Annotated in this window: 15 protein-coding genes; 7 read left to right on the top strand and 8 right to left on the bottom strand. The window is 70.5% G+C overall.

Annotated features, from left to right (window positions below; translation table 11 throughout):
* The first annotated feature begins 38 nt into the window (after positions 1-38).
* The 3 genes from ACZ4FV_RS42930 to ACZ4FV_RS42920 all read left to right on the top strand — a co-directional run bounded on the left by ACZ4FV_RS42930 (position 39) and on the right by ACZ4FV_RS42920 (position 3,578).
* Positions 39-1,418, top strand: coding sequence for an IS1380 family transposase (locus ACZ4FV_RS42930; protein ID WP_465326239.1), 1,380 nt, complete (start codon positions 39-41; stop codon positions 1,416-1,418).
* Between the two features lie 857 nt (positions 1,419-2,275).
* A complete protein-coding gene (locus ACZ4FV_RS42925; protein WP_465326237.1) occupies positions 2,276-3,007 on the top strand; it encodes a nuclease-related domain-containing protein in 732 nt (243 codons plus the stop codon).
* Positions 3,008-3,020: 13 nt separating this feature from the next.
* Entirely contained in the window at positions 3,021-3,578 is a 558-nt protein-coding gene (locus ACZ4FV_RS42920; RefSeq protein ID WP_465326234.1) for an SH3 domain-containing protein, read from the top strand.
* Between the two features lie 278 nt (positions 3,579-3,856).
* Here ACZ4FV_RS42920 and ACZ4FV_RS42915 read toward each other — a convergent pair whose 3' ends face one another.
* The 4 genes from ACZ4FV_RS42915 to ACZ4FV_RS42900 form a co-directional block, all read right to left on the bottom strand.
* Positions 3,857-4,198 carry a hypothetical protein gene (locus ACZ4FV_RS42915; protein ID WP_465326231.1) on the bottom strand — a complete coding sequence of 114 codons (342 nt, stop codon included), beginning with the start codon at positions 4,196-4,198 and terminating at the stop codon, positions 3,857-3,859.
* A gap of 241 nt (positions 4,199-4,439) precedes the next feature.
* The gene (locus ACZ4FV_RS42910; protein ID WP_465326229.1) at positions 4,440-4,883 is read right to left on the bottom strand and encodes a hypothetical protein; all 444 of its coding nucleotides are present in this window, start codon (positions 4,881-4,883) and stop codon (positions 4,440-4,442) included.
* A gap of 418 nt (positions 4,884-5,301) precedes the next feature.
* Entirely contained in the window at positions 5,302-6,378 is a 1,077-nt protein-coding gene (locus tag ACZ4FV_RS42905) for a protein kinase family protein (protein ID WP_465326264.1), read from the bottom strand.
* 167 nt (positions 6,379-6,545) lie between these two features.
* Positions 6,546-7,736: a permease-like cell division protein FtsX gene (locus ACZ4FV_RS42900; protein WP_465326226.1), complete on the bottom strand. Its 1,191-nt coding sequence runs from the start codon at positions 7,734-7,736 to the stop codon at positions 6,546-6,548.
* Positions 7,737-8,590: 854 nt separating this feature from the next.
* On the opposite strand from ACZ4FV_RS42900, the gene ACZ4FV_RS42895 reads away from it, so the two are divergent.
* The 3 genes from ACZ4FV_RS42895 to ACZ4FV_RS42885 all read left to right on the top strand — a co-directional run bounded on the left by ACZ4FV_RS42895 (position 8,591) and on the right by ACZ4FV_RS42885 (position 11,069).
* Positions 8,591-8,713 (top strand): hypothetical protein, encoded by a 123-nt coding sequence (locus tag ACZ4FV_RS42895; protein WP_465326222.1) that lies wholly within the window; start codon positions 8,591-8,593, stop codon positions 8,711-8,713.
* A gap of 740 nt (positions 8,714-9,453) precedes the next feature.
* A complete protein-coding gene (locus ACZ4FV_RS42890; RefSeq protein ID WP_465326219.1) occupies positions 9,454-10,215 on the top strand; it encodes a hypothetical protein in 762 nt (253 codons plus the stop codon).
* A complete protein-coding gene (locus tag ACZ4FV_RS42885) occupies positions 10,212-11,069 on the top strand; it encodes a hypothetical protein (protein ID WP_465326218.1) in 858 nt (285 codons plus the stop codon). The genes ACZ4FV_RS42890 and ACZ4FV_RS42885 overlap by 4 nt, the downstream gene beginning before the upstream one ends.
* Positions 11,070-11,123: 54 nt before the next feature.
* Here the strand turns inward: ACZ4FV_RS42885 and ACZ4FV_RS42880 are convergent, their stop codons facing one another.
* Entirely contained in the window at positions 11,124-12,611 is a 1,488-nt protein-coding gene (locus ACZ4FV_RS42880) for an AlbA family DNA-binding domain-containing protein (RefSeq protein ID WP_465326215.1), read from the bottom strand.
* Here ACZ4FV_RS42880 and ACZ4FV_RS42875 point away from each other — a divergent pair.
* Positions 12,610-13,818, top strand: a complete 1,209-nt coding sequence (locus ACZ4FV_RS42875; protein WP_465326213.1) for a hypothetical protein — start codon at positions 12,610-12,612, stop codon at positions 13,816-13,818. The two genes, ACZ4FV_RS42880 and ACZ4FV_RS42875, sit on opposite strands and share 2 nt — an antisense overlap.
* A 1,683-nt stretch (positions 13,819-15,501) precedes the next feature.
* Here the strand turns inward: ACZ4FV_RS42875 and ACZ4FV_RS42870 are convergent.
* Genes ACZ4FV_RS42870 through ACZ4FV_RS42860 form a run of 3 tightly spaced genes read right to left on the bottom strand, consistent with a single transcriptional unit; the run spans position 15,502 to position 22,032 of the window.
* Complete coding sequence (locus ACZ4FV_RS42870) at positions 15,502-17,703, bottom strand: thiopeptide-type bacteriocin biosynthesis protein (RefSeq protein ID WP_465326211.1); 2,202 nt, start codon at positions 17,701-17,703, stop codon at positions 15,502-15,504.
* The gene (locus ACZ4FV_RS42865; protein ID WP_465326209.1) at positions 17,682-18,917 is read right to left on the bottom strand and encodes a lanthionine synthetase C family protein; all 1,236 of its coding nucleotides are present in this window, start codon (positions 18,915-18,917) and stop codon (positions 17,682-17,684) included. The genes ACZ4FV_RS42870 and ACZ4FV_RS42865 overlap by 22 nt, the downstream gene beginning before the upstream one ends.
* The gene (locus ACZ4FV_RS42860; protein ID WP_465326207.1) at positions 18,889-22,032 is read right to left on the bottom strand and encodes a lantibiotic dehydratase; all 3,144 of its coding nucleotides are present in this window, start codon (positions 22,030-22,032) and stop codon (positions 18,889-18,891) included. Before ACZ4FV_RS42860 ends, ACZ4FV_RS42865 begins: the two co-directional genes overlap by 29 nt.
* Between the last annotated feature and the right edge of the window lie 132 nt (positions 22,033-22,164).

Genomic DNA, 22,164 nt, shown 5'->3' with positions numbered 1-22,164 from the left:
AGGGTCCTGTCGGCTGCACGGAAAGAAGCACTTCCCAGGTGAAGAAGGATAGCGGTTCGTATCCGCGTGTCCGGGTCGAGCCCGGTGGGTCGGGGATCGTCTCGCGGGCCGGTGGGGTGTTGTTGACCGAGACGGCCCGTGCGGTCGGGTTGGATCGTGCGTTGTCGGGCGCGCTCGCGCCGTGGCGTAAACCGAGGGCGGTCCACGATCCGGGGAAGACGGTCCTGGATCTCGCGGTGACGCTCGCGGTGGGCGGAGACTGCCTCTCCGACGTGGCAATCCTGCGGGAACAGCCCGGGGTGTTCGGTCCGGTGGCGTCCGACCCGACGGTCTCGCGCCTGGTCACCGCCCTGGCCGCCGTCGGGCCGAAGGCGGTGACCGCAATCCGGGCGGCCCGCGCCGCGGTGCGCGAACGGGCCTGGAACCTCGCCGGACCGGCGTCGCCGGTCGTGGACGAGCGGTTGACGATCGACCTCGACGGCGTCCTGGTCACCGCGCACTCCGACAAGGAAGGCGCGTGCCCGACCTGGAAGAAGACGTTCGGGTTCCATCCGTTGTGGGCGTTCGCCGACCACGGCCCGGAAGGGGCCGGTGAGCCCCTCGCCGTGTTGTTGCGGCCCGGGAACGCCGGCTCGAACACCGCGAGCGACCACATCGAGGTCACCCGCCAGGCCCTCGCGCAGGTCCCGAAACGGCACCGGCGGGGCCGGAACACGCTGATCCGCACGGATTCGGCGGGCGGCACCCACGAGTTCCTCGCGTGGCTCTCCCGGCCGGGCCGGTGGTTGTCGTACTCGGTCGGGTTCACGATCACCGACCGGATGCACGCGGCGATCCTCGCCGTGCCGAAGGCGGCGTGGACGCCGGCGTACGACGCCGACGGCCGTCCGCGTGAGGGCGCGTGGGTCGCGGAGGTCACCGACATGCTCGACCTGTCGGGGTGGCCGAAGGGCATGCGGGTGGTCGTGCGCAAGGAACGCCCGCACCCCGGCGCGCAGTTGCGGATCACCGACGTCGACGGCAACCGTTGTGTCGCCTTCGTCACGAACACGGCGGGCGGGCAACTCGCGGACCTCGAACTCCGCCACCGCCGACGCGCCCGCGCCGAGGACCGCATCCGCCAGGCGAAGGCGACCGGCCTGCGAAACCTGCCGCTGCACGGTTTCGCACAAAACCAGATCTGGTGCGAACTCGTCTCGCTCGCCTGCGAATTGGTCACCTGGACGCAGATGCTCGCCCTGACCGGCGACGCGAAACGGTGGGAGATCAAGAAGCTCCGCTTCCGCCTCTTCGGCGCCGCCGCCCGCCTGGTCCGCACCGGCCGAAGACTCGTCGTCCGTCTGCCCGACCGATGGCCCTGGACCGGGCACATCCTCGAAGGGATCGCCCGGCTCGACCAGCTCGCCGCACCCACATGAAACCCGACCCGCTCGCCCCGACGAACGAGACAAAGCCCGGAGACGTGGAACCCGGCGCCCACCCGACGCGACAATCGGGCCACCGGCATGCCCAAGCATCAAAAAGACCCACCTCACAAGCACAGAGTCCCCGTCAGCGAACCGACGAGGACTCATGAACGATCGAGGCTAAAGTCCCCGGTGGCATCAATGCCTGTCGCAGAATAGGCAGGAGTTTTCGGCCGGGTCGGCGTAGCCTGACGGTCCCGGCACATCCCCCCTTGCCGGTGATGGGCCCGTGATCCCCACCCCCACCCGGGATCGCGGGTCCTCGGCCTGGCCGGGCCGCCCCGACGGCACGGCGAATCGGCGCGGCTTCCATCGACGGGTTCGTCGCGGCCCGAGCACGCGACGTCACCACCGTGTTGTGCCAACGCTGTGGGCGTTCGCGTGGACATCCCCCGGGTAACGCGCTTGCGGAGACGCGGAGTTGCCGGGCTTGACCCCCGAGCATCGCGCGGTGCTCGGCCTGCAGGTCGAAGCACGCGGCGGGTTCCGGGTCTCCGCAGGCACAGGTTCCTTGCAGGCGTGGCTGCTCTCGGCACCGCGGTTGCTCTCAACTGCCGGATCGCGGTTGCACGCCGCAGCCATTCGTCGGGGTCGGTCACAGAAGGGATCCGGATCGGTCGGTCTCAAGCCCCCACATGCGTTGTCCGAATGTAGTGGGCTCGACACCTACGCCACGCCCGCGACGGCGCATACAGGCCGCGTTCGCGGACACCGGACCAGGTCCGATCCCCGCGAACTCACCGTGTGTGTCGGAACGGATCGCTATCGTGGTCGAGTTCAGGGGAGGACCGTCTCGGGGGAGGCTGCGCATGGTCCGCAGTATGTTCGGCGCCGGCGCGTCCGCCGCCCGTCAGTCCCGCTCCATCCGCAGCGCCCACCGGCGGGCGCGGCACCGCATCGCCCTGCGGCGCGCCCCGCTGGTCGCGGGGATGGCGTCTCTCGTCGGGTGGGTGGCGGCCGCGGCCTCCGCGTCCGCGAGCTTCGGCGCGGGCGCGGGCATCGTGGTGGGCGCGACCCTCACCGGCGGCTCGTACACGCGCTCGCTCACCGCCGATCGCTGGGCCAAGGGCGCCAAGGGGGAGCGGCGTACCGCCCGTTCGCTGGCCCTGGCCCGCGGCTGGGTCGCGTTGCACGATCGGGCGATCCCCGGCTCGGCCGCGAATTTGGACCACATCCTCTTCGGCGGCGGAGGGGTGGTCTACCTGGACACCAAGACGTGGACCTCGACCAAGTCGCGGGCGCGTTTCGACGCCGACGGCCGCCTGTGGTACGGCAGATACCCCCAGGACAGGGCCCTGCGCACGGTGCGATGGGAGGCCGACCAGGCCCAGGAGGCGCTGGGCGTGGGCGTGCAGGCGGTGATCTCCGTCCACGGTCAGCCGCATCTGCCTCGTCGGGGCACCGTGGTGGACGGCGTCACCGTCGTGCCCGCCGAGGCCCTGCGTGAGTGGCTCGACGCCCGACCGCGTGTGCTCGACCAGAGCCGTGTCGCCGCGCTGGTGGCCCTCGCCGAGAACGCCCTTCCCCCGTACGTCCACTGACCCCGGAGGCATCGTGTCCGACGTCCCGCCCGGCTACGTCCGCGTGCGCTCGCACCTGCGCCGCAAGTCCCGCCCTCGCCCAGCCGTCAGCGATGGGGGTGACGGCTTCTCGTTCGGGGGGATGGCGACTTTCGGCGGCATCGCGCTCGTCGTGGTCGTCGGGGGATGCAGCCTCCTGAACGCGGGCGACGACAAGCCCGACACCGAGTCCGCCGCCAAGAGCGCCGTCACCGCGTCGACCGCCCCGACATCGGCCGCCACCCCGCCCGGCACACCGGCGGCGAAGGCACCGGCAGCCCCGGCAGCCGAGGCGCAGGTCACCCGCACCACCGTGACCGCGCTGCAGAAGATCGGTCTGCCGATGCGGTCCCGACCCGGCGCCGGTTCCACCGTCACCACGGTCCCCGTGGGCACCGACCTCACCGCCACCTGCGCCAGCACCGGGCCCACCACGTGGGGCTGGCACGGAGTCCGCAGCAACCTGTGGGCACGGGTGACCACCGACAACGGCATCACCGGGTACGCGCCCGTGGCGTGGCTCCAGGCGCCGGCCACCCTCCCCGCCTGCTGAATCCGCCGGCCAGCAGGCGCGAACGGCAGTTCGGGGCGACGCCGGCTCCGTGCATGCCCGGGCGCCCACACACCGATCTCTGCGACCAAGTCGGCTTCGGATGGCTCGGATACGTCACCTCGGTGCGGTCCGTGGATCGAGCGATGCCAATGACGATGGGTCGATGTCGTGGGAGCAGCCCTCCCGTGAGCCGATGGCCATCGACTTCGCGTGGACCCCCACCACCGGCAGCCGCTTCGGCTCCCGGGCTGCGAGAGGTTGTGTCCCGCGGAGAGGGCCTACGAGGCGGATTCGTGGTCGGTGTCGCAGACCCCTGCGAAGAGGAGCTCCCACAGGTCCAGGCGTCCCTGCGCCTGCTTGGCGGTCACGTACTCCTGGTGCGAGCGGCCCTGTTCGCCGTACAGCTCCGGGTTGCACAGGGCATCCACGAACGCGATCGTGATCAGTTCCGCGTCCGGGTCGATCTCGCGAAGCCGCGCGAGATTGGCGTCCAGGGCCCACGCGTCGGTGGCCTCGTCGAGGAACTCGCGGAGAACCGGATCCTGCTCGTGTATGTGCCGTTCCTTGCGTGGACTACCGGGAAGCCCATCACGGGCAATCGGCTCGATGGGGGCGGTCATCGCAGAGAGGGAGTTTCCGCCGTCGCTCGGGTCGCCGTTCTTCCGCGCGACGCTCACCGACACAGCTCTTGCACGTCCGACCGCGCGCCGCGCACCGTCATCCGAAGTCGATGCGCTGGGACCGGTTTCCGCCACGCGGCGATCACCGGACCATGCCGTCGCCGACGCCCTCGACCCCTGGCGTCTCGACCGCGTCGGACGCCTGCGGAGGGTCGTTCGGCGGGAGGGCGCCCTGTGGCCGTCAGGTCCCGGGCAGGTTGGCGATATAGCCGTTGGCGCAGTCCCCGCGCATGGAGCGCGCCAGTTCGGCGACGTGCCGTGCCTGGGCCGCGGACAGGCGCCGTGCCTCCCACAGCAGGGCGGCGGCGTCGACCGCCTCCGGGCGCGGGGGTGGTGGTGCCTCGGGCATGTGGACGCCCGTCAGCGCCGCCAGCTCCGGGGCGTCGATCCCCAACACGGCCGCGAAGTCCGTCACCAGGCGAGGCGTCAAATCCTTGCGACCGCAGCCGATCAGACCGTAGGTCGACGCCGCCAGGAGCGTGGGCGTCGCGACCGCCAAGACCCTTTGCATGCCCGTCCAGCCCAGATTGCGGTACTGGAGCATGCGGATGACCGCTCCGCCCCGATCCGCGAGGGTCGCGAGCGGCTTCGGGACGAAGTCGGAAAGCCTTCCCTCCTGAGGCAACGAACGGATGAACCGCAGGAGTTCACGCCGCCCCGCCGCCGGGCACCCCCCCACGGGGACGACGCGGCTCGCCCGCAAGTTGTGCCAGCGGAGACCGTGTCCCCGCCCCGGGGCCGAGGGGCGTCGAACACTCATGTTGCAACCCCCGCGGCATCGACCGATTCGGCGTGCTCGACCCAGCACTTCGCACACCGGACGGACGCCCGATCGTCAACCCCTCCCCGGGCGTCGTCGGCGGTGAACGGCCGGTGCAACCCGGGGTCGCTGCTCCCGCATCCGGTGCCGGTACCGGTCGAGGCCGCGTGGGGGAGGAGACGGGCGTCCAGTTGCGCTGTCACCAGGCGGTGGTCCCCGGCCGCGTCGCTTGGCACCAGGGCAGGGCTTCCTTGCGCCGGGTGGCATCCGTTTTACAGGCTCATCAGTCAACGGATGGGCTGTGCATGCGGCCGACCCGGCGGGTCTCCTCCAGCGGATACGGGGTCTGCCTGCTCCGGCGCTGGAAGGTGCGGTTGAAGTCCGATATCACGGCGGCGGTCGGTGCATGCCGGATGAGGATCGCTGCGGCCTCCTCGGGGATTCCGGTGGGGCGCTTGCCCTCCGCGAAGGCGCGCACCAGTTCGTAGCGGCCGTCCGCGTCCTCTCTCCGATATCCGAACAGAGCGGTGACCAGCCAGTTCACCAGATACGTGGCGGTGTAATCGCGGTCGTAGGTCCGATGCCGGTCGAAGAAGTCGGCCTCGTCCTTCGGCAGTTCGAACCGGGAGGACAAGGCGAGGCCGTAGTCCGCGAAGTACAGGCGCCGACCGTCGGTCAGGATGTTCTCGAAGTGCGCGTCGAAGTGCAGGAGCCCGCGGCTGTTCATGAACGAGGTGCCGACCGCCAGATCCCTCTCCACCATCGTGCAGGCCCGGTTGGCGGTCCGCTCTCCTGCTTCGACCCGGGTGCCCAGCCACCGGTGCAGGTTCTGCGGGATGTACTCCAGGAACAGCGCGACGCTCGCCCAGGACTCTCGGAGAGCCCGGATCCGGCGGCGTACCCGCGAATCGCCGCCCCAGTAGGCCACGGCCCGTTCGACGTCCGCCAGTTCCTCGGGCAGGGGCGTCGTGTCCGGCAGCACTCTCCAGTGGTACATCAGGGGGAAGCCCTCGTATTCGCCCGCGAGTACCCAGTTCGTCGTCATGGTGTGCACGGCGAGCTCTCTCCAGGCCCCGAAGCCCGGCCCGCCGATGGCGCCGACGCCGTAGTGGCAGAAGACGGGCAACTCGAACAGGTTCGCCGTGGACCGGACATGCTCGGGCCGTCTTTCCAGGTCGGTGAGAGGCACCCGCTTCACGAAGACGGGGGTTCCGGCGACCTCCAGCAGGGACGCCTTCCCGCCGATGCCGGACCCGATCGGCACTGCCGTGTCCACGAACTCGCGCAGCGCGCGATCACTGCACATGGCCAGGGATGTGGAGACGGCGCCATGGGCGGTGAGACGCGCACCGCGCGACATGTCAGGGACTTTCACGGTTGCCTCCATCCGGATGCCGGCCTCGCGTCGCGTATCCCGCGATGGCGGCGGATCCGAGCCGAGCTGCGACCACCGCACCACCAGCCGCACCTTCCCGGTGACCTTATGTGTGCGCGCGAGAGAATCGCGTGCGAGAGGTGTGGGTTCGTTCAGTCGCGGCCGGCGTTTCGGAGGTGTTCCGCTGCGCGGCGGGCGAGTCGGTCCGAGGTGGTGGGGTCGAGGCCGGCGTCGGCGGGGAGCGTGATGGTGGCGAGGTTGGGCCCGATGCGTACGAAGATCGAGTCGACGGTTCTGGTGTCGCCGCTCTGGTTCGTGACGATGCGCATGCCGAGTGTCTCGTCCCCGACGGTGGGGGAGGCGACGGCACGAAAGCGTGCCGTGGCACCCGCCCACGACACGGGCAGGTCTGCACAGCCGGTCAACATGGCGCGGGTCTTGGCCAACTGAAGCGCGGCACCGTTGCCTTCATATGCCTGGACGGTGGCGACCAGCCGGGTGCCGGCCGTGTCCTCGAAGGTTCGTTGTGCGCCGAGGAGGACGACGATCGGGCCGGTCGGGGCGCCCGCCAGGGCGCGGTCGCACCCGGCGTCGCCGCTGACACCCGAGTACGGCGCGGCGGCCGGCTTGGGCCCGGTGTCGGTCAGGGCGCCCGCGGTCCAGCCGGTGCCGACGTCGTCCACGGTCAACACGGCGCGCCTGGCCCGCTCCGGGGTCAGCGCGGCCGTGGTGGTGACCGGGGGAGTGGTGGGAGGGCCGGAGGGGGTGTGCTTCATGGTCGAGGCAACTCCCGGGCGTCCCTCGAACGCGGAGGCCACCGTCGTGATGGTTGCGGGGTCCTTGAGTTTGACGCGGAAGGACTCCGGGAGTTGCTCGGCCGTCATGGCGTCGACGAGGAGGGGGTTGCCGGCGTTCTGCGCGCGAAACAACTCCCACGCCTGTCTCCGGTCCTCGAAGTACACGTGCTTGACCTGCGGCATGGCTTTGAGGGCGGCGAGGATCTCCTCGCGTTGGACGGTGGTGACTGCGCCGTTCGAGCAGCCGCCCGTCTTCGGGTCGGAGGCCTGGCACAGGAACACCGCCAGGTCCACCTTCCCGGCCCAGAAGTCGACGCCCGGCGGCAGGTTGTCCGTGTCCCAGGCGGGAGCCTCCTCGTCCGCGTTGTCGGAGCCGGGCCCGGCCGACCCCGCGACCGCTGAGGGGGCGGCCTTCGGGTGCTGCGGGGGTGCCTTCCCGCCGTCGCCGCCGGAGCAGGCGGCGGCCGTCGTGATCGACAGGATCACGGCCGCGCATCGGATGGCGATCCCGCCCGTACGGGACGTGCTTTGCTTGCCCATGCTCATCCCCCGATGTGAACGTGTCTGGTACCGAGCGTAGTTGGTGGGTCTCTCACCGGATCCGACCCACCCTTGTGGATGTCCGCCAGGTCGGACGTCCCGCGCGCCCGCGGGTCGTTCCGGGGGGATGCTGCGTCGTGTTCGGTTGCACGGGCGATCGGGTTGGATGATGGCCGGGATCGGTCGGTCTGGCCTATTCCTTTCGGAAGGTCCGAGGTCTACCGTTTACGGCCCGGGAGAGGTCCGGTGTCCTGCGTCACCGGGCGCCTCCGCCCGCACGCCCGACGGGTGACCCTCCGGTGTGCGGCTCCCGGTGGGGCCCCTGCCCCAGGGCAGGGGCCCTACGCAACGCCCGGAGATCGTACTTTCCCTGTCGCACTCCCCGAGGGATCGCGCACTCGGAGGATCGCCGTCGAGTCCCCGCCCCAGGACGTGCTTCCGGTTCTCCGGCGTACCTGCGACACAGCGTCTCGGGAGCGTGTCTGCTCGAGGAACGGGAGGCACACGCACTCCTGGAGGCCTGTTCCTCGCCGCGGCGGACGCCGAGACGGCGGCCGAACCTCTGGTTGGTCCCGGCATTCGGTCTCGATCGGCTCTGTTGTGGGGGGAGAATGCTGCGCATGACGAATTGAAGAGCGCCGGTCGGGCGGTACCGCTGGGTCAAGGTCACGTCCTGGGACGTTGCCCGGGACGGGGACCGACGCGTCTGCGCCGCGTGCGGAACGATCGTCCGTTCCTATCAGTTCCGCCTATACCCGCCCGAATCCCGGTGGTTCGAGCGGTGCATCGGCCTGGCTTGGTGTTTCGGGTGCCGAATCTTCTCGACGGCGTTGGTTCATGTGCCCCGGGCGCGAGTTCTCGTGGACGCTCTGGCGTCGCTTCCCGCAGACCACCGGGAGCGGCTGCTTCGCAAGGAGGCGGCGCTGATCGAGTACCTCAACAAGCAGGCGGGGAACGAGCAGTCGAAGCCGTCCAGCAAATAGCCGGGGTGGCCGTCTTCTTCGCCTGCCAATTGGCCCTGGTCCGGGCCGGGCGGCAGGACTCGGCGCCGCTCTCGATGATGGCGCGCCGATGAAGAGGCGATCGATGACGGTCGCGTAGAGCGGATTCGTTGACAGCGCCGCGGCCCAGGATGGAGGTGGCCCGACCGCAGGGCCCTTTGGCCGGCACTACTACTCGGACCGTTGTCCGGGCAGTAGTGCGGGAAAAGCACCGCAACAATGGCTACCACGAGACGTCCATGACCCTGATGTACGCGGTCTGGGTGGCGGCGTCGGGGTGGCTTCCACTGCTGCCTTTCGATCGGTCCTGCTGGCCGTCTTCGTCGTCGTACTCGCGTGCTACCTGACGTACGTGTGGAGACAACCTGTTCACTTCATAGCGACACCTGTGGATGATCGACTCGATGCCTAGATGCCGGTTCACGCGGTGTCGAACGTCAACCGGCGCGGAGGCGGTCGGCTGTGGAGCGGCCCAAGAGGGAGGCGGCGGCGGGGACACGGGCGTGGGGACGAAGTCGGGTGCGCATGAGGGCGATCGCGGTCTCGACCTGCCCGCAGGAGCTCGACCCGGCCACCGTGCGCGGCGGACGGTCCAAGACGCGAATCGACGCCCAGCCCACGACAGCACCGGTCCAGATGCCGCGAGCGCCACCGATTCATCCCTTCGGCTGAGAAGCATGGATCGACGTACATGTCATCGAAGGAATGGCTAGGTTGCCTCCATGGGAATCACGCAGGAAGAAGCGCAAGACGCCCTGGAGCAACCGACGCATGCGAAGCCGCCCTACCGGAGGGCGAGTCTGACCCGCCTGGACCTGTCGCTCGCCGCCGCCGCGACCGTCGAGAAGGCACTCGAACTGGTGGCCGCCACACCGGAGCAGACGACCGAACCGAGCGAGGCGGCGGACCTGCTGCCGATCGCCAAGCAACTCGTCGCGCTCGCCAACGAAACACTGATCGCGACCGCGGTTCACGCCCGGGAAACCGGGGCCAACTGGCCCGAGATCGGCGCGCGGGTGGACAGCCAGCGCCAGAACGTCACCAAGCGCTGGGGCACGCACCACGACACGTGGGTCGAGCGCAACGTCGAGCCGGACGGGCGGCCCCGGTGGAAGCGCGCGCAAGACGTCGCGAAGGAAGCCGCAGACCTGGACGCGTGGCTGGAGGAGTTCGGAGGACACCACGCGCCGGACACCGGCCAGGGCGTCTCCCGCGCCCTGCTGCGGATGGGCGCGGCCGAGGAGTTGGCCCTGCTCGACGCCTACGTCGGCCGTCCGATCGGCATGTGGGAACTGATGATCACCCGCGCCCGCCAGTCGCAGCTGTGCGCGCAGCTCGCCGAGGAAGAGTCCGATCCCGAGACCGCGCAACGACTGCGCACCGACGGACAACAGGCCCGGGACCAGGCCGAGGAGGTACGGCAGCTCCTGCGACTCCAGGCCGCCACTGATAACGGTCACGACCCCACGGAGCCGGCGTCGTGACCGACCGCGAGATCAGGGCTCTGAAGCCGCCGGACGAGGCTCGGATCGCCCACGCAGACGTGCTGAGCCGGCTCGCCGAGCGGGCCCTGGAAGAATTCGGCGCGACCGGACACGAGCCCGGCGACGTCCTGGCCGCCGTGCTGGAGCGCGTGCGCGGCGCGAGTTGGGAACAGATCGCGGAGGGCGCCCACATCGTGGAGGCGCGGGCCCGCGAGCGGTGGCAGGGCGACGTACGCGCGTGGACCGCGCTGGGCCGACGCCGCAAGCGGGCCGAGGGCGAGGGCCTCAAGCTCGCCCGCGACCTCGGTACCTGGTATCGGAAACTGTTCCCGAAGGCCGAGCACACGGTCCTCACCGGACTGGCCGCCGTGGACCCGCGCGACGTCGTTGCCCGGGACGCCGCCGACCGCGACCGCGCGAAGGCCGCCACCCTGCGCGACCGGATGGGCCACGCCATGGACGCCTCGACGGCGGCGTACAACTCGAACTCGCGGACCGCGTGGGCACAGGCCGTGTACGCCCAGGCCGCGCTGTACGAGGAACTCGCCGCAGTGGAGCCCCTTTGGCTGACGAACATCGCGACACCGCGAGCCGCTACCGCAGCACCGCCGACGACATCGCGGCCCACCCGGGCACCGAGATCCACGCCGGTCTCGGCGAGGACCGGTCCACCACTGCCACCGACCACACAAGCGAGACGCCATGACCACCGACGACGACCGGGCCGGCGACGCGTGCCGCGAACGCCTCACCGCCATCAACGCCGTTCTCGACCCGCCCCGCCTGTTCGAGACCGGTGCCGCTACGTCGAGTTGTTTGCCGACCTCGGCGCCCCGATGGGAACCGCCGGGTGAGTGCATGCGCTTGGGGTCCCCCCGACCGTTGACGCCTGTGCTTGCCCGATTCTGCTACTCGTCCACCTCGACCAGCCCTGCGGCGCGGGACCACGCGGCAGCCTTCGATCGGGCCGTGCCCCACTGGGAGAGTCGGATGGCGCCGTCCCGGGTGAGGTGGTCGGGTTCGGCGAGGCCATAGTGCTGGAACAGGTCGCAGAGCAGCATCCAGGCGGCGCAGGCAAGTGGGGTACCGCCGTCGGCCAGGTCTTCGACGAGGGCGTACGCCTCTCCCGTGGCCGTGACGTGTGGATCTTCACCCACTGTGTGCCACGAGTCCGGATTGCTGTGCGAAGCCACCATCAGATGAATCGGATTCGTCTTGCCGACCAGTGAATCCGGCCGGGCACGGGCGCACAAGGTCGCCCGGATCGCCGCCGTGCCCGATGTTCCCGCGGCGTCGGCGTGCTTGCCCAGGTGATGCAGTGCGCCGACGACGGTGTGCACCACCGAGTCGACGTCGACACCGCCGGGAGCATTCATTACCACCGGGTTGCTCTGGGTGTGGTCGCGTCGCAAGGCGGCGTGGGTCCAGGCCCCCGAGCCGTCCATGTGCAGCTCGGCGCGGTAGGTGGGGCGGGCGTGCTCGGAGGCGAGGATGACACGGCGCGCACCGATTCGGAAGTCGCGGAACAATCCGACGTCCAAGCCCTGGTGGGGGCGGTCGTCTGTTGCCAGTGCACGCAGTCGTGACCGGGTGTCGTTGTCGAGCCGCAACGTGCCGGGGATGTCGGGGACCAGCGAGACCGCGACGATGGGCCGTGCCGGTTGCGCGCGCGCCGCGCCGTCGAGTGCCTCTTCCTCGACGGATACGATCCGGCGTCCGCGGGACGCCAGTTCGCCGAAGCGCCTTCGATAGGCGGTCGCGATCTCGGATTCCGACAACAACCGAGTCGTGTCGCCGTTGCGCACCGGATAGCCGTAGACGGCCTTCGTGTCGCGGATCACCAGGTGCGGGGCCTCCACGCTGCGCGACACGGCCACCAGCAGGATTCCCTTCCGCGCGCCGGGGTGCTCAGGCAGGGTGTGGAGCTCGTAGCGCGGCAGTGGGAAGACGCGGGAGGCGATCGTCTCCCGGATCGAACATTGGCGGGCGTCCGCGAGATCGATGGTGTTCACCTTGCTTGGCACGCGTTGAACTTCGAACATGCCGATGACCAGGACGCCACCGACGGTGTTTGCCAACGCGGCGACGTCCTTGCCCAGTTCCTCCCGACCTTCCTCGTTCGCTTTGTAGTGCTCGCTCTTGTAGTCCAGGTCGTCCGTCTCGGCCGCGGACGGATTGTGGACGAGCGCAGCGACGGTGTCGAACGACACCTCGTCCAGTCGGGCTCCGAAAAGCGATTCGATACGGCGCAGTCGCACGGTCATGGCGCGCAGGGTATTACCGGCGACCCCGGCCGGGTGGGCGACTCGATCGAACCGAACGCTGCGGTAACTCGCCTCTCGGGCGCCACGCTTGCTTCCGTCGGTGTCCGTTTCTCGGACCACAATGAGGTCCATGAGCTACTTGAGCGGCCGGCAATTCTTCGCAGGATCATTGCTGTCCAGCGTCCTCACCGACAAGGCCGAGAAGATGCGGAAGGAAGCGAGCGGCTGGGAGTCAGACCAGGTACTCGCCACTTCCGAAGCCGACATCGTCAACTACCTAGTGGCCGCCCACACCGTGGTCTGCCCGGTGATGGATCGGCACGGGATCCAGATCGCCGCGACATCCGAACAGGCAGTCAACCAGGGCTTCGACGACGAGCGGTACCTGAGCCGGATCGAGTTCGCGATCCCCTTCATGGGCGCTCCGGAGGTGTTCTACCTCAACCCCGGCCAGCGGCTGGTGAAGAGATGGAACGCAACGGCGCGGGATGGGGAACTGCGAATCCTCTGGGAAGGGGAGGCAGGCGACAGCGGCGGCGCCAGAAGGCATCTGGACACGTACCTCGACGAGTTCGACCAGCACCTCGACCGTGCCCGACCACAGATTCAGCAGTACAACGACCGCCTGCCCGGCCTTGCCGAGAAGTGGCTGGCCCAGCGAAAGAGGAAGGTCTTGAAGGACCGCGGAATGGTGGCGGACCTCGGTTTCCCGATCCGACACCGGGACGTGACCGGGGCGTACCCGGTCCCGGTGATCCGACGGAAGGTGAACGTCAAGCCGGCGAGACCCGAGACGACCCCCTCGTTCGAGCCCGAGCCCGCACTGGCCATCGCGGACTACGAGGAAGCCCTTCGCGTCCTCGCGTTCGCCCGAAACGGCCTGGAACGCAGCCCCACGACCGTGAAGAACCTGGGAGAGGAGGACATCCGGAATGTGCTGCTGATCAGCCTCAATACTGCTTTCGAGGGAGCGGCCGGCGGGGAGTTGTTCAACGGGAACGGCAAGACCGATCTGCTCATCCGCGAGCGCGACCGCAACGTCTTCATCGGAGAATGCAAGATCTGGTCCGGCGCGAGGGCGTTCAACGAAGCGGTCGACCAACTGCTCGGCTACATGGTGTGGCGGGACACCAAGGGGGCGCTGCTGGTGTTCGTTCGAAGCGGCAACCCGGGCGAGATCACCGAGAAGGCCGTCAGGGTGCTCGCCGACCACCCATCGTGCAAACGGGTCCTGCCCGGCGGCACCGAGGAGCGCCACGACTTCGTCCTCGGATCCACCCATGACCCGAACCGCGACATCCACCTCGCCCTGCTGGTGTTTCACCTGCCGAAACCGTAGAACAAGATCGGGCAGGACCACGAGTTTCGCCCCGGCAACAGTGGCCTCCGGGCGGCGCGGGTCGCACGGGGAGCGCGGTCGCATTCAGGGAACGGGTGCGGGCGGGTAGGCATGGGCGGTTCGAAATGGGCCGCAGACGCGGGGGCTTCGTGGTGACGGGGCGCCGGTGTGGGGGGTTCGGGATCGGATGTGAAGGTCACGAGCACTCTCCCTGCGCACGGAAACACGGCCGGAGCACGCCCGCACCGGACGCTCCCGGTCGCCGGACGAGGGCGTGTACCCGCACGCACAACCCATCAGTCACACAGAGTCGCCATCGTCACGCCCGACGCCCGTGCGTGGGTGGGCGCGCCGGCAACGCCGCCCACCGCAGCAAGGGACAGGGACACAACCCTTCGGTCCTTCCACGCACGGCGGTCAAGTTCACCCCCGGCGGCGACACTTCACGCAGCGACATCGGTTCACAGCGCCATTGAACCTCCTCCGGGCCAACCCACCGACCCCCGAACTCACCTCGAAACGACGTCCACCGAAGATGACGCGGCAACTTCCCCTTGTCGCAGGTGCGGTGTCGAACGGACCGAGCGGTTCGGGAAGTCAGGCGGCGATCAGTTCGGCACGGCCGGCAGGTACCGGCCGGGCGCCGGCACCCACAGCAGCGCCTGACCCGAGCAGGCAGGTGCCCCTGAACGGGCGGGTTCGGGGTGGGCCCGATCGTTCGCGAAGCGGGAGGCGCCGGGCGTTCGGGCCCGACTGCACCAGCGGCCCGGTGCTCAGCCGTGGGTGGGGGTCGGTGGGGTTGATGAGGATCTCCGAAAACGGCCAGGCATGCTCTTCGTTCCCCACTTGCCTGAACGCTCAGCAAAGATCGGGAGCCGCCCGACAGTTGAGGGTCGGGGCCGTGCCGGCCGGTCAAGGGCGCCTTCGGCGTCGCTGACGCGATGGCTACGCCCCCCTGGACAGTCCGACCCGACCCCTGGAAGCGCGGGTTATCGGGCGGCTCCCACAGGCCTGGCGTCCGACCCCAGGTCAGCGGCCCGCGGGTGGGGAATCAAGGTGAGCAACTCTGTCCCGACCCTGAGCGGGGGGGTGGGGAATTCCAGGGAGCCTCATCAGGGTGAGGTCGACGGGGGTATCGAGTTCGGTGAGGTCCCAGACAATGGTGGCGTTGCCGGAGTTGACCACGAGGCGGCGCAGGTGGGGTGCTGCATCCACCGCACACCTGGATTCCCGAGGCCGGCGGAGTTTTCTCGACGGACATCACCCGTTCCGGACCCGGCGGCTACAGCGGCTGGATGAACTCCGGTTACAACCGGCTTCCGGGCAGCTCCGTGGACTTCGGCGATCGGAGGCGGCCGACGGGCACACGGCTTTGCACCACCCGGAACGCAGGCCCTGCACGGCGGCGTTCGTGCCGAGCGGAGTGCCGTTTCCGCATCCGGGTCGAAGCCGGCTACATCGTGAAGCAAGCTCGTCGTTCACGCCCGGGCCCTGACGGGTGAGGCTCGAGTTTCCGGGGCCGGAGGCCACGGGCCAGGGTGAGTGGTCCCCAGGACCCGTCTACGTGCATCGGCGCAGGGATGTTCGCGCTGGGGTTCGTCGTTCGCTGCGTCTCAGGGGTGACCGAAGGCACGCAATGACGTGCCTTGCGGCGTCGGAGGTGGCGCGATGGCGCGTCGTGCCTCAGTCGACTGGCGGCGGCACGTCCAGCGTGGCGGCGAGGATGGTTCCGGCGGTTCGCGTTGCGGTCGTCAACTGCGTGAGTAGCGGGGGTGGGATGGTTCCGTGTCCGAGCCCGGCGCGGCGGATCAGTTCGGTGAGTGTTGCGGTCTGGTCGGTGCTTGCGTGGGTTCGGCATGTCGGGTGTCGGAGTAGTTCGCGGGCTGCGAACGCGTCGTCGGACGCTGTGGCGGTGGCGATGAGTCGGTCGCAAAGTCGGCCGGCTTCCGGTTGTTGTGCGGCCTTGGTGATGTCGAGCGCGGCGAGTCCCAGGCGCAGCCGGAACAGGGCGGTGTCGCGGTCCGTCGGACTGAGGGCTGACTCGACGGTGGTGAGCGTTGCCGCGGCCGGTGTGCCGCGGCCGGCGTGGCTGCGCAGGCAGGCGGCGACGGCGTGTTCCCACGGTTCGGTGGCGGAGCTGGTGTCGATGAGTGCGAGTGCCGCGTCGGTGTGCCCGTCGGCGGTGTCGGCGAGGATGCGGGTCTGGCGACTTTCACGGAGTCGGTGGACGTCGTCGTCGTAGCGTGCGGCGTGGGCTGCGGCTTCGGTCCACGCGCCGGTGGCGGCGAGGGCGCGGGTGCCGTCCTCGCGCAGCAGCACGTGCAGCCACCGGTTCACTGGGCCGCGATCGTGCGATGCGGTGAAGTCGTCGAAGGTGACGGTCAGGTGGTGGACCCGGGCTTCGCCGCCGTGGTGGACTGCGCGGTTGATGGAGTCGAAGGCCCGGTAGGCGCCGCCGGGGTCGCCTGCGCGGCCGGTGAGCCGGGCGAGGTTGACCAGCGGTTGGAGGGCGGCGATGGCGACGGGTCCCGTGACCGGCCAGGCGGCCCGGAGGATGGGGAACTGGCGTTCGCACAGGTCGGTGGCGAGGTCGGGCAGGCCACAGTCCGCCGCGACGAGCGCCGCGAGGTTCCAGGCGGAGCATGCGCGGTCGATGCGTTCTTCCTGGTCGCTGGTGTCCTGGCACGTCTGGGCGTAGTGGCGTACTTCGGCGATCCGGGTGGTCAGGTCTGGGCAGCTTCGCCGGGCTTGCAGGATCAGTGGGAACCTGGCCACCGGACCGGGGCCGGGGCCGGGCGGGTCGCGGCGCCGTTTCCCGGCTGCGGGGCCCGGTGTGGTGGTGGGTGGGGGCGTGTGGGTTGGTGTGCCGAGGACGGCGATGCGGGCCGCGTGGGCGAGGATGCTCTGGGTGCGGGCGGGGAGTCCGAGGCGGTTGTTGTGGAAGATGACGTGGTAGCTCAGGACATCGCGGAGGCCCCGGTCGAGTGTTCCCGAGCCGGCGGCGCGGCCGAGGTGTCGACCTGTTTGGCGGAAGGCGTCGGCCCATGGTGCGGCGGAGGGCATGGTGCCGGTGGTGCCGAAGATGGGTCCGTCCGGTGTCGTGTCGGCGAGGAGCAGTTGTCGCAGGTCGCCGGCCATGTGCTGCAGTTTGTCGGAGGGGATGTCGGCGGGCAGGGGCCGTTCGAGGGCGACGCGGTGCCAGACGTCGCCTTGTTCGTACCATTCCAGCCCGGCGGCGCGCATGAGGATGCCGCACAGCAGCACGGACAGTTCACGGCGGCCCAGGGCCTCCGGGTGGTCGGTCAGACCGAGGACGGCCCGGCTGTCGGCGGCGAACAGCGTGTGCGCGTGTGCCATGGCCTCCTCGCCCCCGAATGCGGTGGTCTCCGGTTCGTAGTTCCCGGGCCACCATCGCTGGATCAGCCCGCGGTCCGTGAGTGCGTCGAGCGCTGCCGCGAGGTGGGACCTCGTGGCGTCCTCGCTGTCGGGACCGGGCATGGCGCGCAGCCGCCAGCAGGGATGCTTGCGCATGAACCACCAGGCCGCGAGCCCGTGTTCCCCGGCGCGCTGCAGGACGGGAACCAGGTGCTCAGCGGCGGTCTGTTCGGCGGTGTGCCAGTGCGTGAACTGGATGTAGAGCTGCCACCAGGCGACGCTCCCGGCGTGCCGGGTGAGGGCTTGCCGTCCGCCCTCCCGGTAGAGATCCGCGGCGGCGGCCAAGGCCGCGGGTGTGAGGCCCGCCCCGGTGGCCGCCTCGTCGAGCGACCCTCCGGCCAGGACCGTCCACACCGCGCGCTCGGTGGCCCGGGTCGGGGTCGTACGGTCGTCTGCGGTGGCAGGCTTGCCTGTTGTGGTGCCGGGGCCTATGCGTGAAGAAGGAGGCATGCGTCCCATCCCGAGGTCGGCGCGCGGTCGTGCGCGGCGGTGTGCAGGGCGAGGGCGGTTCCCGCGTCGCCTTCCAGGAAGCCGGGTGCGGCGCCGGGCCCGGCGTGCCGGGCCAACTTGGCGGCGATTTCCGGTAGATGCGCGGCGAGAGCGGGGGTGGTGGCGTCGCGGGCGGCGCGCCACACGGTCTGGTAGAGGCCGGCCCAGCCGTGACACAGTCCGAGGTCGGTGATGCGGGCTTGTTGGACCGGGTCGGTGAGGCAGCGGGTGAGCGCGTCCTCGGCCGCGTCCCGACGGCTGTGGTCACCCAGGGCGATGCCTGCCGATTGCAGCGCGCGGGCGATGCCCGGCGTGCCGTAGCACCAGCTGGGCCGGCCGGGTCGGAGCCGGCCGGGACGACCGGAACGCAGGTCGGCCATGGTGATCCACTCCGGCCACCACGGGCCGGCGTCGCTGTCCTGCCGCCATCGGTCGAACCAGGCGCAGATGCGGTCGATCGCCTCGCGGTGTCCGTCCACGGTGACGCCGCGCCGCAGGGCGTGGCTCAGGAGGGCGAGCGGGCCGGCTATGCCGTGCGCGGCGCCGAAGTTGCCATGTCCACCGGGGTATTGCGGGGAGTGGTGGTGGTGAGGGTCGTGAGCGGCCCACCATGCGGGCAGGTCGCCGTCGTCGGTGTGCAGCGGCTTGGTCAGCGCGACCAGGGAAGTCAGGACCCGTTCCGTGGCGTTGGCCCCGGGATGACGGCGCAGCAGCAGCGCGCCGATGCCGGTCAGCCCGAAGAACACGTCGTACTCGCGGAAGTCCGAGAGGTCCCCGCGCGCGATCCGCTCCAGTGCGGCTGTGGCGCGCTTGTGTGCCAACGGCCCCAGGTGTGCGTCGAGTGCGGTCAGGGCTTCGTGGTAGCGGGGGGTGTCGGCGGCGGCGGTGTGCAGCATGAAGGCGACGGCGGGGGCGCCTTGGTAGAGGCCGGTGTTGTCGGTGGCGCTGATGTCCCCCGTGGTTGCGTGCTTGATCCAGGCGTGGGCTTGCTGCCACGTGCCGTCACCGGCGTGAGCGCGTTCGATGTGAAGGAGGGCGGTGCCGGCGGCTCCGCGGGTCAGGGACTGGCGGACCCACGGTTCGTCGCCGGGCGCGTCGGTGGGCTTGGCCAGGTGCGCCGCGTAGGCGTGGGCCGTGGCGGCGGATTCAGTGGAGGGCTGTGTCGGCACGGTCACCTGCTTCCTGCTGCCGCGGGACGGCCAGGCGCAGGGCGCATGCCCGCGCGAGGCGCTGGACGACGCGTTCGCGGTCCGGGTCGACGCCGAGTGCTCGGACACAGTGGAGGTGCAGCAGGGATCGTAGGACGGCGGCGGGGTCACGCCGTTGTGCGGCCAGCTCTCGGCGGTAGGCCCCGATGGCGTCGGCGCGGGCTCGCCATGCTTGGGCGGGGTCTGTACCAGGGGGCCGGATTGTCGGCGGTGCCGTTGCGGAATCGGGTGCGGTCAGCTCCCAGGCGGCATTGCGCAATGCCGGATCCAGGCGGCCCTGCTCCTGGGGAAGTTCACGGATGAGCCACGCAAGTCCTTGCTCTGCGGAGCCGGTCATGGCGCCGGCGAGGTCGACCATGCTGGCCGCGGTCAGCGCCTGCGGAATTTGTTGGTCGTAGTCGGCGGCGCGGATCTGGGCGATGGCTGCGGTGGAGTCGGCGGCGAAGACGTCGTATGCGGCGTCGGTGGCGGTTCCGTGTCCGTAGCGCCCGGTCTGGGGTTCGTGGGTGGCGAAGGCGAGCTGGGCGAGGAGGCGGCCTCGGCGCAGCCCGTCCGCCCAGTCGCGTACGCGTTCTGCGGTGGGGCCGTAGCCGGCGGGGTCGGGCAGGTGCAGGAACAGGGCGAGGTACTGGTCGGCTTCGGGGCGGGTCATCTCGCGGTGGCGGCGGAACCACCAGCGCGGCGGGGCGTCGAAGGTGGCGAGGAGCGCGGGTAGGTGCTCGGTGAGGATCTCGTCATGACGGGAGGGATGGCCGTGCAGTTGCGCGTACACGATGTCCGAGCCCCCGGGAAGGCGTCCGGCGTTTCCGGCGACCGGCTGCGTGCGGCTCATCGTGCGAGCGGGGGCGGGCGTCGAGGGCTGGTCGAGGGTCAGGGGTATGAGCAGTTCGTGGGCGCGGCCGAGCCAGGCGACGTCCTGCGGCTTGGCGTGCTCGCGGAGTTCGACCGTGCCGGTGCGCTCGAGTCGGGTGCGCAGCACGAGCCGGTCGAGCCTGCGGCCGAGGTCGAGCGGGAGGCGGCGGTCGTGGTCGATCAGCGCGACGTGGTCGGGCACGCGCAGTCGTGTGCGCCAGGCGTCCAGCGCGTTCGACCATGCCCGATCGGGCGACGGGGTCTTCCTGGCGGGATCGCCTCGGGTGGTCCCGGTGCTGTGGGCGGCGAGGTCGTCGGTGGTCAGCAGCCAGCGCGCCGGGGCCAATACGGTGCGATGGAACCGCACCCGGGGCAGGTAGGGCAGGTGGCTCGCGACGCCGAAGTGGAACCCCTGGTAGACCGCGCAGCGGGCGGTGCACAGTTCGGCGAGGAACCGTGCCAACGGCGGGGTGTGGATCCCGGCTTCCAGGGCGTGCGGTACTCGGGGTTCGACGAACTCGCCGGTGCTCAGCCGTACGAGGCGGAACCGGCGGGCGTCCGCCGTGACCGCGAGGTCCGTCACGGGGATGAGGCCCTCGCTCGGGTCGCGGTGCTCGGCCAGCGAGATGACGTGCGGCAGGAGTTGCGCGGTACGGGCGACGTTCTCGTTGCGGCGCCTGCGGGGGGTGAACGACAGCTGTGCCGCGACGGCGTCCCGGGAGCCGTACGTGCGGGCGAGGCGGTCCTGGTCGGCGTCGGACAGGAGGTGGGCGAGGCGGCCGGCCATGCTGCTGCCGGGGCGGGGTGTTCCGGTCACGACGAGCCTGAAGTTCCCGCGGGAGAGCGCCTTGGTGGTCGGGGCGAGAACGGTGATGGCCACTTCGGTGCGCGGAGGCAGGAGGATGTCCTCGGGGGCGCCCGCCGCAAGGTCCTCGATCACCGGCGTGGTCAGGACGATCTCGTCGCTTCCGTCGAGCATGGCCTTCTGGACGAGCGTGAGGATCTTCTCGTCGCGTGCGCCGACCTGTCGGGCGGCGCGGCCACGGGCGGAGTCGAGGTAGTCGGCGGGCAGGCCGAGTCCGCTGTCGGCCACCAACTCCCGTACGGGGACAAGGGCGCCGACGCCGTAGCGTGCCCGGAACCGGGTGTGGTAGTCGCGCCACTGCGGATGGCCGAACGGGTACGGGGTCAACCGGTACAGCACGGCCGCCGCGTCGCGGGCTTCCCGGGCGACCTGCTCGGGGATGCGGACGTCGCAGTCCAGCGAGGTGTCGATGACCAGCGGTGTTGATGCCACCGTGCTCAGCGTCCGCATCCGCTCGGTCACGTCCGCCGAGCCCACGGAGGGCGAAGCCGTGAGCCGGCGGTGGATCGTGTACAGATCGTGCACGTCCTCGCGGACGGCGGGCAGGTCCTCGGCGTCGACGGCCCGCAGGCGGGCACACACGTGGCCGAGTGCGTCCGTGTGCGTCATCGGGGCATGCAGGCAGCTGATCAGCATGTTCTGCGCCAGGAGTCCGCCGAGGACCCCGTCGACCTGTTCGCGGCTCGCGGTGGGGAACTGCTCCGTGAGCAGGGCCCGCAGTTCGCCGTAGCGCACCGGCCTCCGGGCGGCTTCCAGCGCTGCGCGCACCGGCCGGGTCTCGCGCACGGACACCTCGATCGGGGCGAGAGCCGGCGAGGGCCCTTCCGCCGGCGGGCCCGGTGCCACGAACCTGTCGCCGCGGACGTGGCCGCAGTCGTTGGCGACCACGCTCAGTCGATCGAGCAGTTCGGGGCACCGCCGTATTCGGGCGACGACGTCCGCGAGCCATGCCGCGTCGGCGCGGTTCGAGGTCAGGTGCGCTTCGCCCCACCTCACCTTCGCCTCGGTCTCGATGCGGACGGCGGCGACGCCGGCGAACCGGCCGAAGGGGGTGGGTCGGTGCTGCCATCGGAGCAGGTAGGAGGCGAGCGCGAGCACCGCGCGCCGGACCCGGCGGGGATCACCAGAGGTCTTGCCGGAAACCAGTGCGTCGATTCCCCGGCGCAGGTCGGGGCTCGCCTCGCCGACGGCGGCCCGGACCCGGTCGTGGCGCCACACTCCCGTCAGCCACGCCATGCCGCGTTGCGTCGCGTCGTCACCCGACATGTCCACGTCGTCCACGGGGCCCAGGTCGCCGGGGTAGGTGGTCGCGCGCAACAATGCCGCGTCCTCCCAACGGTATTGCGGCGATCGCGGTGTTGCCACGGGTTGGCCTCCCGGTCGTCTCTGGATGGTCGACGAGCCGGTCGTGGGGGGGGGGGGGGGGGGGGGGGGGGGGGGGGGGGGGGGGGGGGGGGGGAGAGGGGGAGGGGGGGGGGGGGGGGAAAAAAAAAAGAG

Source organism: Embleya sp. NPDC025285 (genome assembly GCF_055558835.1).
This window is presented reverse-complemented; position numbering and strand designations above follow the sequence as displayed.